Source organism: uncultured Marivirga sp. (assembly GCF_963974845.1).
GTDB lineage: Bacteria > Bacteroidota > Bacteroidia > Cytophagales > Cyclobacteriaceae > Marivirga > Marivirga harenae.
This window is the reverse complement of the sequence record NZ_CAXBEQ010000004.1, coordinates 312691-324734: the sequence shown is the minus strand read 5'-3', so window position 1 is coordinate 324734 and position 12044 is coordinate 312691. Positions and strand designations below refer to the sequence as shown.

Below are 12044 nucleotides of genomic sequence, written 5' to 3'. Positions count from 1 at the left end.
ATCATGGATGTAATTTAAAAAAGATGGGAAGCGAATCCCATCTTTTTTTGTATTTAAAACTAAGTAATGCATTCTTATTAATTATAGAGTAGGTAACAAAACACCATCTATAACATGTACCACTCCATTTTCAATTGCTACGTTTGCAGTGGTTACATTGTAAGTATTATCATTCACATCAGTAACAGTAACGCCATTATCTGATACATTTACCGTTAAATCTTCACCTTGAAGGGTAGTAAAAGTATCTCCATCTGATAAATCGTGTGAAAAAGCAACGGCTGGCACAACATGGAAAGTCAAAACATCTGCTACCGCTTCAGCACCTAATTTTGCAATTAATCCGTCTAAGTCATCGACTTCCTGAGCAGCTAGTAATGCAGTGAAGGCCTCATTTGTTGGGGCAAAAACTGTTACAGCCTCAGCATTGGCCACATCGTCATTTAATTCAGCAGCTACTAAAGCGTCAATTAAAGTAGTTAGACCTGCACTCGTTGCTGCATCTACTACATTTGGTAATGTTATTTCCGGTAATAATACTCCATCAATTACATGTACAACACCATTATCAATAGCCACATCAGCAACCGTCACATTAAATGTATTGCCAGCTGCATCAGTCACAGATACCGCAGCACCTGTCTTGGTTACTGTTAACTCTTGTTCCGCTAATGTAATAAAAGTTTGCGCACCTTCGGCTAAGTCTGCTGCAAAAGCTACAGCCGGCACAACATGAAACCCTAAAACAGCTTCCAAGTTATCTACTCCCCCAAGTTCAGTTACCAAATCAGTTAAGTTATTCACGCCATACGCTTCTAAAGCATCTCCAAATGCATCGTTAGTAGGAGCAAAAACAGTGATTGCATCTGCTGCCAACAAATCGTCAGCTAACCCATCAACTGCGCCAACAGCATCTAATAGTGTGGTTAAACCCGCATCGGTTGCTGCATCAACTAGGTTAGGATTTGGCAATTCTGGTAGTAATACTCCATCAATTACATGAACTACACCATTTTCAATTGCTACATCTGCAGTGACTACATTAAATGTATTTCCAGCAGCATCTGTGACCGTTACTTCCGTACCTGTTCTTGTTACTGTCAATTCTTGTTCTGCTAAAGTAGTAAATGTTTGAGCTCCTTCATCTAAATCTTCTGCAAAAGCTACAGCAGGTACCACATGGAAACCTAATACAGTTTCTAAGTTGTCAATACCACCTAAAGCCTCTACTAATTCGTTTAAATCAGCGGCATCAAATGCTTCTAAAGCAGCTCCAAATGCATCGTTAGTGGGTGCAAAAACAGTTATTTCATTAGCAGCCAATAAATTATCTGCCAATCCATCAACCGCTCCAACCGCGTCTAATAATGTGGTTAATCCAGCGCTAGTTGCGGCATCAACTAGATTAGGTAACTCTTCTTCTGGAAGTTCAGGTAATAATACACCATCAATAACATGAACTACACCGTTCTCGATTTCAACATCTGCAGTGACAACATTTACCGTATTATCGCTTGCATCCGTTACAGTGACATTTCCCCCGCTTAGTGTGACTGTAATATCTTGTCCTGAAAGCGTAGTAAAAGACTGCTCTCCTTCATCTAAATCGGTAGAAAAAGCAACAGCTGGCACTACATGGAAACCCAAAACAATCTCTAAGTTGCCAAGGCCACCAATTGCTTCCACTAATTCATTTAAATTATTTGCACCAAAAGCCTCTAAGGCGTCAGAAAATGCCGCATTAGATGGTGCGAAAACAGTAATCGCTTGAGCATCTAGTAATGTTTGATCCAATCCATCTATCGCTCCAACAGCGTCTAATAAAGTTGTTAAACCCGCACTCTGTGCCGCTTCTACCAAAGTAGGAGCTGGCTCCATGTTTTCATCATCCATTTCATCTTCATCATCGCAAGCTATTGCAACAAAAGTCAACGGAATTAATAATAGTAATCTCCATAAATTTTTCATAGTTGTTAATTTTTTGTTTGATGTAACAACATAGAAAAGAAATTAAGGTCATTAAATTGTAGATGAAATGTAGATTAAAAGAGATGAATTGTAGTCTTTTCAGGTTGAGCTGAAAATAAAAATCCACAATTTGTACTTAACAAATTGTGGATTCCAATTGACAGATAAAGCTTATATCAATTTATAGTCACACTACCTGTCATTCTAGCGTGAACAGTGCATACATAGTTATTAAGCTCGTCTGCTAATTCCTCAGTCAGCGTAAAATCAAAGCTTGTAGCGTCCGATTTGAAGTCAACGTCTACATCAGTTTCAAAACTTCCTTCGATATCATTCATGCTAAGTAAAATATTATCCTCACTATCTCTTAATGCTAATGGATGCGAACTTGCACCGGAAACAGTCAATTGATATCGTGTTCCAACTGTCAATTGCCAAGTACTGTTATCCTCGTTCAACGGGCTCACCTCTTCATTTCCAGAAATTCCTGATACAAAATACGCTGCTGCACCAGAATTTTCTACCGTCATTGCAACAATATTAACAGAATTATCATCATCATTTTCGCTATCGTTATCATCCATCATATCATCAACATCCTCTTCGCAGGAAAATAAAATAACCATAAATGGTAAAAGGAATAATAGACTTCTTAAATTTTTCATAGTAGAAACAGTTTTAAATTTATTTAACATTAACTGCCCTAACTATGGTATGTTTAAATATATAAAGGAGCATCCCATTTAATCTGCTAATTTAATAAAGCCCTCAGCATAATTTTCACCAATTAAATCGGCTTCATTGTTAAATTGAAAATCACTTAGCTGTTCGAAATCAATAGTATTAGGATTTTGAAAAGCCTCCAGAAGGTCTAGTTCAAAATTTAATTCTGCGCCCGATGCATTCACGACAAGTGGGGTTTGAAAAGTAAATGACTGAGGTTTGAAATTGTTTTCCGTTCCAATATGTACCACAACACCTCTCCTGTTTCCTGCATTATCTTCAAACTCGCCATCCATTCTAATGAATTTATAACCTGTAGTCCAATTCCACGCCATATTATTGCTCGGATCTAAATTTCCACTTGTAGACTCAGAAAGATTTGTATCTTCTCTGATCCCTATATTAAAATTTATTGCGGCATATTCGTCTTGCTTAACGAAAGGTAAGCTGAAAGTGAATTTATTTCCTTCTTTAGGTTCGATCAGATGATAACTAGGTGTGAAAGCGGTAATTGAACCTTCTGTATCTACTAATTGAATTTCAGTTATGTAGGTTCTCCATAAACGAAGTGAAAACTCATTCCCTGCAGCATTTTGATATACAGTATTATATTGGAAATCTTCACTTCCTGCTTTATGAAAGAAATTGAATTCTAGTGGTCCTCCTTCAATTGTTTCATCTGTACAGGACAAAGAAATTACAGCTAGCAAGGCAAATAATAGTTTAGAAATTTTCATTTTTAAATGGGTTTGGGTTAGAGAATTGAGTGTTAGTTATAAATTCTTCGTCAGTCAACATATGCAAGAAGGCCAAAATATCTTCTTTTTCTTGTTCAGTAAGAAACAACTGAGGCCTTTCTCCTGCAGCTTGACTTTCATTACTACCTTCTATAATTAAGATATCCAAAGTACTGCTTTGGTGAATTCCGTTATCATAATGTTCTATCACCTCATCCAAAGTTTCAAATCTTCCATCATGCATGTAGGGGGCAGTTAAAGCGATATTTCTAAGACTTGGCGTTTTAAATCTTCCCTTGTCAGCAGGAACACCCGTGACCGCCATCAATCCTTCATCCATATTTTCATCATTGTCCAAGCCATTGTTATGAAAGCCTTGAAATCCGTCAATTGCGCCAGAAGTCAAGGGCCCTAAATGACAGTCTCCGCAATTACCTCCTCTCAATTGGCCAGGAATGGGATGTGTAAAGAATAATTGCTCTCCTCTCCGTTCGGACGCAGTGGGTTCATATTCTCCTCTTAAGTATTGATCATATTTAGAATTAGAGGAAATTAGTGCTCTTTGAAATTGAGCCAAAGCTTTTCCAATTAATTCTTCAGTAATTTCATCCGTATCAAAAGCTTCTTGAAATAATCGATTATAGCCATCATCTTCCAATTTTCGGATGGCATTATCAAAATTCTCGTGCATTTCGATGGGATTTCTTATCGGCTCAGTGGATTGCGCTTCCACTGTTTTCATTTTGCCATTCCAAGTAAACTTTTCAGCCCAGAGCAAATTTACTAATGACATACTGCTCACCTCTCCACTTTGCCCATCTATTCCAAGACTAAAAGCTTTTCCATCTGTAAATGCTTTGTTTTGCTGATGACAACTGGCACAGGACATACTATTATCACCAGATAATTTCTTTTCATAAAACAACATTCTGCCCAATTCAAATCCTTTTGCAGTAGTGGGATTATCTTCTGGAATTCTCTCATTGAAACTTCCAAAATAAGTAGGTGCCTTCAATTCAAAATTTTCCTGGGGAATAATATCCTTTTTAGGATTACATCCAAGAGTGATAAAAATAAAAAGAAGCAATGAAATTCGCATTTATGAACTAATTAAACCTAACTATCAAATATTGTCATTCATTATTAACAAACGTAATTTATATGAAGAAAAGTTTATGTATTGAAAAAAAATATTTGTTTATCCACCCGAAACATAAACCATTGATATAAAAATTAGGGCTGATTCAGTATTTTATTTTTAAATTCAAAAAAAATTAAAATCATGAAAATCTTTCAAACGCTTCTACTGATCATTATAATTTCAACTTCTGTCTTCGGCCAAGTTCAAAAACCCCAGGATTTTTTATCAAATGACTTTCATAAAGAGAGAAGAGATATATTAAGAAATAAAATGCCTGAAAACTCAGTAGCTGTGTTTTTTTCAAATCCGATTCGAAACCGAGCTAATGATGTGAATTTCAAATATCACCAAGACCCAAATTTTTACTATTTGACAGGGCACAGGCAACCTCATGCATTACTTATGATATTTTCGGAAGAGCAAGAGATCAATGACCAATCGATGAATGAAATCATTTTTGTGAGAGGTAGAAATGCCTTGGCTGAATTATATGATGGGGGTAGGGTAAGCACAGCTGAGGCAGTGAAAGATTTACAATTAGAGGTTGCATTTGAAACACCGAACTTTGAATCTTTTCCTATTGATTTTTCCAAATTTGACCAAGTATTATTTTATGATTTCCAGGACGATGTGAGACAAACTCGAGAGAAGGGAGATTTATATGATTTGATTGCACAATTTAAGCAAAAGGTTAATTATCCGGATGACAGTAATTTGGATATTACTCCAGAACCCCAAGAGAATAATCTGAATACCAGATTATTGGATGAGTTATTACGTCCAATGCGTGGAATTAAGACAGCAGAAGAACTTGACTTATTAAGGAAAGCTGTAAAAATTTCCGCACTAGGACAAGCAGAGGTAATGCGAGCTATGGAACCTGGTATGTCTGAATTAGAAGTACAAGGCATGCATGAATTTATCTATAAGAAATACAAAGCAGAATATGAAGGCTATCCGAGTATAGTCGGTGCAGGGCACAATGGCTGCGTTCTCCATTACATTGATAACTATAAGCCTGAAATTGAAGACGGAGAATTGATATTGATGGATTTAGGTGCTGAGTATCACGGCTACACCGCAGACGTGACTAGAACAATTCCTGTAAATGGAAAATTCACTAAAGAACAAAAGGCCATTTACGATTTAGTTTATAAAGCACAAGAGGCAGGAGCATCAATTGCCAAAGCAGGAGTACCTTTTTCAGCCGTATTTGACACCACCCTAGCCATTATAAATGAAGGCTTATTGGATTTGGGAATCGTAGAAAGCCTAAATGAAGAAGATCTGATTGACCCAGCTACAGGAAGACATCGTTACTATCCGCACGGATGTTGTCATCATATTGGATTGGATGTGCATGATTTAGGGGAATATGGAACGCTTGAAGCAAATATGGTAATTACCATAGAACCCGGAATTTATATTCCCGAAGGTAGCCCTTGTGATAAAAAATGGTGGGACATACCCGTTAGAATTGAAGATGATTACCTAATTAAAAAAGACGGGGTGGAATTATTATCAAATGATGCTCCTAGAAAAAGTGAGGAAATTGAGAAACTGATGAAGGAAAAAAGTGCGTTTGGTAAGTTGAATTTGCCGACTTTGGAGGAAGAGTAAATCAGTACGATTTCTATTTTTGAGTGAAAGGCACTATTTAATGTATAATAATCAAATTATATATAATAAATCTATACAGCGCCTCATATAATCCATGGCCTAATATCAGTAAATCTAATTGGTATTATTAAAATAATTGAAATACTAAAGTCTTAATTAATTACTTTTTAATTAAAACAATATATATTATTTTGCGCCACTTTTCTATGAAGAATTTGTAGTAAAACTACTATTTCTTCAACAAAAGACACATTTCACATTTTTAAAAAAAACTTCATGTTTAAAAGATTATCCATTATTATTTTCAGTCTAGTAATTTTAAGTTCATGTGAGGGAGAGGATGAAAACATTCCAGAAATTAATGCAAATTTTACCGCCTCCAAACTCACAATTTTTGAAGGTGAATTTGTAACATTCACCGACCAATCAACCAACAACCCTTCTTCATGGGAATGGGATTTTGGAAGTGAGAACATTGAATCTTCCACCTTACAAAACCCTACTGTATTATTTGAAGAATCTGGAATTTATAATATAAGTTTAACGGCTTCAAATGAAAACAGCTCTGACAGAGAAGTGAAATCAGAATTTATTGCAGTTGTTAAGTCTGTAAAAGCATCATTCGAAAGTAGCGACTCCATTGTTAATCAAGGAAATGAAATTACTTTTACCGATACTTCAGAGGGTTCCCCTATCGCTTGGGAATGGGATTTCGAAGGAGGCTCCCCCTCTTCCTCTCTAGAACCAAATCCTGTAGTTAAATATAATATTCCAGGTGTATATGAGGCTACTTTAAAGGTAACATCAGAACAAGAGCCAGAAGGTAATATTAGTAAAAAGGAAATTATTGTACTGCCAACAAGTGGTTTAATTGCTTATTATCCTTTCGATGGTGATGCAGAAGATTATAGTGGTAATGAATTTCATGGATTTTTAAATAATGGAGCATCCGCATTTGAAGACCGCAACCAACAATCAGGTAAGGCCTATCAATTTGATGGGGTAAATGATAATATTGTTACCTCTACGGAAATAGATGAAAACTTAAGTAGTGGAGCCAGTTTTGCCGCCTGGATTTATATATCTAAAGTGGGCAGTACTGCAAGAATTCTTTCAAATTATAACGGAACAGGCGTAGAAGGCGCTTGTAATGAAAGAATAGGTTTTGTATTTGGTATTACTGAAGATCAAAGACTTAATATATTTTATGCCACTGACGGTAATAAATTTGATGGTAGGGTAACGGATACAGGTATTTTAGAAGCGAATAAATGGTATCATGTAGTGGGTACTTGGAACGGAAATTTCAGTCCTTCTAGTTTTAAATTGTATGCCAATGGAATACAGCGAGATATCTCAAATTTAGAAAGTGGTTTTTCTAACTGTGGAAGCTATTTGGAATCAACAAATCCATTTCACATTGGAATTGGTGAGTGTTCAACTGGACCATGCGCGCCTTTTAATGGTGCAATTGATGAAGTAAGGATATACAACAGAACGCTTAGTCTTGAAGAAATAAACGCTTTATCTAAAAGTTAAATAGAGCTTATTAGTAATCTACACAAGGAAAGAACATATCTATTTGATATTCATTATCAAATATGAAATTCATTATTAGGTTCTATATAAAATAATAAAAAAAGAAAAGCCGGGTCACTACTCCCGGCTTTCTAACCTAAACCAAAACTACTCACTATGAAAAACTAAAAACTAAACTTTATCAACCACTAATTTATAATTAGGGTCTTCTATTACATTAACATCAATAATCTTATCAGCATTTTCTAAAAGTCTCTTACAATCAGGACTCAAATGCTTCAAATGGATTTTCTTCCCTACCTTCAGGTATCTTTCTGTAATCTTATTCAAGGCCTCAATCGCTGACATGTCAACCACCCGGCTTTCTTGGAAATCAATAACAACCTCTTCAGGATCGTCATTCACGTCAAATTTTTCATTAAAAGCAGCGACAGAACCAAAAAACAATGGCCCATAAATCTCATAATACTTTACGCCATTTTCGTCTACTCTTTTTCTAGCTCTAATTCTTTTGGCATTATCCCATGCAAAAACTAATGCTGCTATGATGACTCCCACTATTACAGCTAAAGCTAGATTATGCAATACTATCGTCACTAAAGTTACCAATACCATGACTAAGATGTCTGACTTTGGCATCTTATTGAGTGTCTTTAAACTTGCCCACTCAAAGGTTCCAATTGCCACCATAATCATAAGACCCGTCAGAGCAGCCATAGGAACCAATTCAATATAAGAAGATCCAAACATGATGAAAACCAATAACATCACAGCTGCTACTATTCCTGATAATCGTGCACGAGCTCCGTTTGAAATATTTATCAAACTCTGGCCTAACATTGCACATCCACCCATGCCTGAAAACAGACCAGAAAGGATATTGGCAGTTCCTTGGGCAACTGCTTCCTTATTACCTCTTCCTCTGCTTTCCGTTATTTCATCAATAATGTTGAGCGTTAATAGACTTTCAATTAAACCCACTGCAGCCATAATAGCGGAGTAGGGCAGAATAATCATGAACGTTTCCCAAGTCAGAGGAATTGCAGGGAAATGAAATGGAGGAAATCCACCTTTAATTGAAGCCACGTCTCCGACTGTCTTTGTATCGATACCAAAGTAAACTACCACACCAAATACTACTAGGATAGCAACTAAAGAAGAAGGGACCGCTTTAGTAATCTTAGGTAAGCCCCAAACTATGAGCATAGTACCGAAAACCAATGCCAATAAAATATAAAGTTGTTCACCTGTTAACCAATTCCCAGCATCATCTTTGAATTGAGCTAGCTGAGAGGTGAAAATGATTACCGCAAGCCCATTAACAAAACCGAAAATTACTGGATGCGGAACTAAACGCATAAATTTTCCGAGCTTGAATATTCCAGCAAGTATTTGAATAATTCCTGACAGTATAACAGCTGCCAAAACATATTCTACACCAAATTTTATCGATAATGAAACAACTACTACGGCTATGGCACCTGTTGCACCAGAGATCATACCAGGTCTTCCTCCTAAAATAGCAGTTACCAGTCCCATCACAAAAGCAGCATACAAGCCAGTTAAGGGAGAAAGTTTAGCCACAAATGCAAAGGCCACAGCTTCTGGGATTAAAGCCATTGCAACCGTAATTCCAGATAAAACCTCAGTTTTGTAATCTACTTTTTGAGAAAGGTCAAATAATTTAAAATATTGTTTCATGCACTCATATTTGGCTAAGTAATTAACAATTTGTACAGCCGTTCTCTCAATGAGCGCGCAAAGGTAAGTTTTTATTTTTTAAAATTTAAATGATGTATTAAAATATTTATTCAATTCACTTTTAATACGGATGTGATAATCGGAGAGGATTAGAAAGCCTTAACCCTCTCATGCCGATAAAACATAGGTGAGTCTGAAATCTACCTCCCAGACTCTCAAACTATTGCATCAAACTTTATCTAAAGCCTGCTCAATATCCCAAATCAAATCTTTTGCATCCTCCACTCCTACTGATATTCTTACTAGTTTAGAAGTAATCGAGATTTTATTTCTTAACTCCTCATCTACATCTGAATGGGTCATCGTAGCAGGATGCTCTGCTAATGATTCAGTACTCCCTAAGCTGACAGCCAACTTTATCAATTTCGTGCTATTTAAGAATTTAAAGGCCTCTTTTTCTCCACCTTTAACATCAAAAGCGACCATGGCTCCATTCGAACTACATTGCTTTTTAAATATTTCGTACTGACGACCGTCTTCTGGCTTAAGATTCCCTAAATAATATACTTTTTCAACTTTGGGATGATCGTTCAAAAAGTGTGCTACTTGCTCTGCGTTAGCTGCCTGCTTTTCCATTCGGATTTTCAGGGTCTCCAAACTTCTCATAAGTAACCAACCTGTATGCGGTCCCGCCATATTTCCCATAAAAGTTCTAAACCCTTTCACTCGCTTAATCAGTTCGGCTGAACCCAGACATGCACCAGCTACTAAATCACTATGTCCGCCAATATACTTTGTAGCCGAATAGATTACTAAATCAGCACCTAACTGTAATGGATGCTGCCATACTGGCCCCATATAGGTATTATCAACTCCTATATAAATCGGCTCGTCCTCTTTTTCTAAGACTGTAGCAATTTCTCTAAACATTCCGATATCCACTAAGGCATTGGTAGGATTTGCAGGTGTCTCCAGATAAATAAAGCGCACCTTATCTCTCAAGCCACTTTCTTCTAACTCTTTCATCACTTCTTCCTTATCTTGATAAGGATTAACCCCAACAGCTTTTATACCCCATTTTGGAAGCACATGATTAATAAAATGATCAGTTCCACCATAAACTGGTACGGAATGCAAGAGCACATCACCAGGATTTAAGAATTCCATCAACATGCTACTAATAGCTCCCATTCCACTTTCAAAAATAGCAGCATCTTCTGCTTTATCCCACAAACAGAGTCGATCTTCCGTAATTTGAAGGTTTGGATTGTTTAATCGGCTATAAATCAAGCCTAATTCTTCCTCATCAGTCTTTTCCCTTTTTCCGTAAGCAACTTCAAAAAAAGCTTTACCATCTTCCGCTTTTTTAAAAGCAAAAGTTGACGTCTGAAAAATTGGACATTTAATGGCTCCTTCTGATAATTCTGGCTTATAGCCAAAGGACATCATTTGACTTTCTGGTGAAAAAGAATGCTCGCTCATAATTTCTATCATTTTTTATAAAATTAGAAAATAATTCTTGAATTGTATATATTGAAGAAAATAAATCTATATTCAAGTTTAATATAGAATTTATAACTTTTAAAAGCCTTATTAAAACGTACCAATGGAAAATAATTCTATTATCAGATTAGACAAGATCGATATACAAATCATAAAGCTATTACAAAAGAATGCACGAATAACAAACAAAGAGTTAGCTGCTCAGCTTGATTTAACCATAACACCAGTTTATGAAAGGGTAAAAAGATTGGAAAAAACAGGTGTTATTGGTCAGTATGTTGCACTGATTGATGCCGACAAAACAGGTAAAGGATTAATGGCATTATGCATGTTAAGATTGGAAAAACATACAAAAGACAAGCTAGCTCAATTTGAGGCACATGTCGAAAAAATTCCCGAGGTTACCGAATGTTATCACTTGGCTGGGCAATACGATTATCACCTGAAGATCTTGGTAAAAGACATGAATGCATTTCAGGATTTTATTGTGAATAAACTTTCCACTAATGAGAACTTGGCCAATATCCAAAGTTCTTTTGTAATGAAGAAAATTACGGATACCACAGCTGTGCCTTTGGGGTGATTGTAATTTAGAGATGCTGCGAGCTGTTAAACAACCTCCTTGATACTTTGTTTGTAAATTATGCGATATCTATATCTTTTCATATCTCTAATGATATTCATGAGTTGCACTCAAGCACAAAATACAAGATTGGATGATTTTCAATGGGAAAATAGACTGTTGATTATCTACACAAGAGATGTGAAGTCTTCACAATTAGATAATCAACTTGCAGAAATAATAAGAAACAACGAGGGCTACAATGTCCGTGACTTGAAAGTGATTCTCCTAAGAGATAGACAAGTTAAAGTATGGAATTCAGAAAAAGATAATGCACTTAATTTTGATCAGACCATGAAGGAATTAAATATTGATCAGAGCATACTTTATTACAACTTACTGATTGGAAAAGATGGAGGGGTAAAATTGAGGAGCATCTCTCCTATCACAAATAAGAAACTATTCGAAACTATTGATGCCATGCCTATGAGGCAAAGAGAAATGCGTATTGGGAATTAACATAGAAATCCTGTCAAGTTGTAGAAACCTG

Annotated in this window: 10 protein-coding genes; 4 read left to right on the top strand and 6 right to left on the bottom strand. The window is 36.1% G+C overall.

From position 1 onward, the window contains the following. Positions 1–81: 81 nt before the first annotated feature. The 4 genes from AAC601_RS11370 to AAC601_RS11355 form a co-directional block, all read right to left on the bottom strand. Complete coding sequence (locus tag AAC601_RS11370) at positions 82–1968, bottom strand: fasciclin domain-containing protein (RefSeq protein ID WP_303269859.1); 1887 nt, start codon at positions 1966–1968, stop codon at positions 82–84. A 176-nt stretch (positions 1969–2144) separates the two neighbouring features. Then, positions 2145–2633, bottom strand: a complete 489-nt coding sequence (locus AAC601_RS11365) for a hypothetical protein (protein WP_303269860.1) — start codon at positions 2631–2633, stop codon at positions 2145–2147. A 78-nt stretch (positions 2634–2711) separates the two neighbouring features. Then, complete coding sequence (locus AAC601_RS11360; protein WP_340153324.1) at positions 2712–3428, bottom strand: MbnP family protein; 717 nt, start codon at positions 3426–3428, stop codon at positions 2712–2714. Further along, the gene (locus tag AAC601_RS11355; protein WP_303269862.1) at positions 3415–4527 is read right to left on the bottom strand and encodes a cytochrome c peroxidase; all 1113 of its coding nucleotides are present in this window, start codon (positions 4525–4527) and stop codon (positions 3415–3417) included. Before AAC601_RS11355 ends, AAC601_RS11360 begins: the two co-directional genes overlap by 14 nt. 183 nt (positions 4528–4710) lie before the next feature. On the opposite strand from AAC601_RS11355, the gene AAC601_RS11350 reads away from it, so the two are divergent. Next, complete coding sequence (locus AAC601_RS11350) at positions 4711–6189, top strand: aminopeptidase P family protein (protein ID WP_303269863.1); 1479 nt, start codon at positions 4711–4713, stop codon at positions 6187–6189. Positions 6190–6465: 276 nt separating this feature from the next. After that, positions 6466–7728, top strand: coding sequence for a LamG-like jellyroll fold domain-containing protein (locus AAC601_RS11345; protein ID WP_340153323.1), 1263 nt, complete (start codon positions 6466–6468; stop codon positions 7726–7728). 171 nt (positions 7729–7899) lie between these two features. Here AAC601_RS11345 and AAC601_RS11340 read toward each other — a convergent pair whose 3' ends face one another. Further along, positions 7900–9429: a SulP family inorganic anion transporter gene (locus tag AAC601_RS11340; RefSeq protein WP_303269866.1), complete on the bottom strand. Its 1530-nt coding sequence runs from the start codon at positions 9427–9429 to the stop codon at positions 7900–7902. A gap of 228 nt (positions 9430–9657) precedes the next feature. Further along, a complete protein-coding gene (locus AAC601_RS11335) occupies positions 9658–10911 on the bottom strand; it encodes a cystathionine gamma-synthase family protein (protein ID WP_340153322.1) in 1254 nt (417 codons plus the stop codon). 124 nt (positions 10912–11035) lie between these two features. On the opposite strand from AAC601_RS11335, the gene AAC601_RS11330 reads away from it, so the two are divergent. Then, positions 11036–11515 carry an Lrp/AsnC family transcriptional regulator gene (locus AAC601_RS11330; protein WP_303269868.1) on the top strand — a complete coding sequence of 160 codons (480 nt, stop codon included), beginning with the start codon at positions 11036–11038 and terminating at the stop codon, positions 11513–11515. A gap of 99 nt (positions 11516–11614) precedes the next feature. Next, a complete protein-coding gene (locus tag AAC601_RS11325; RefSeq protein WP_340153321.1) occupies positions 11615–12013 on the top strand; it encodes a DUF4174 domain-containing protein in 399 nt (132 codons plus the stop codon). Positions 12014–12044: the final 31 nt, after the last annotated feature.

Bases quoted from the DNA above. Each gene is read 5' to 3' on its own strand.
- AAC601_RS11335 (WP_340153322.1), bottom strand. From the start codon at position 10,911: ATGAGCGAGCATTCTTTTTCACCAGAAAGTCAAATGATGTCCTTTGGC.
- AAC601_RS11325 (WP_340153321.1), top strand. From the start codon at position 11,615: ATGAGTTGCACTCAAGCACAAAATACAAGATTGGATGATTTTCAATGG.
- AAC601_RS11360 (WP_340153324.1), bottom strand. From the start codon at position 3,428: ATGAAAATTTCTAAACTATTATTTGCCTTGCTAGCTGTAATTTCTTTG.
- AAC601_RS11345 (WP_340153323.1), top strand. From the start codon at position 6,466: ATGTTTAAAAGATTATCCATTATTATTTTCAGTCTAGTAATTTTAAGT.
- AAC601_RS11355 (WP_303269862.1), bottom strand. From the start codon at position 4,527: ATGCGAATTTCATTGCTTCTTTTTATTTTTATCACTCTTGGATGTAAT.
- AAC601_RS11370 (WP_303269859.1), bottom strand. From the start codon at position 1,968: ATGAAAAATTTATGGAGATTACTATTATTAATTCCGTTGACTTTTGTT.
- AAC601_RS11350 (WP_303269863.1), top strand. From the start codon at position 4,711: ATGAAAATCTTTCAAACGCTTCTACTGATCATTATAATTTCAACTTCT.
- AAC601_RS11340 (WP_303269866.1), bottom strand. From the start codon at position 9,429: ATGAAACAATATTTTAAATTATTTGACCTTTCTCAAAAAGTAGATTAC.
- AAC601_RS11365 (WP_303269860.1), bottom strand. From the start codon at position 2,633: ATGAAAAATTTAAGAAGTCTATTATTCCTTTTACCATTTATGGTTATT.
- AAC601_RS11330 (WP_303269868.1), top strand. From the start codon at position 11,036: ATGGAAAATAATTCTATTATCAGATTAGACAAGATCGATATACAAATC.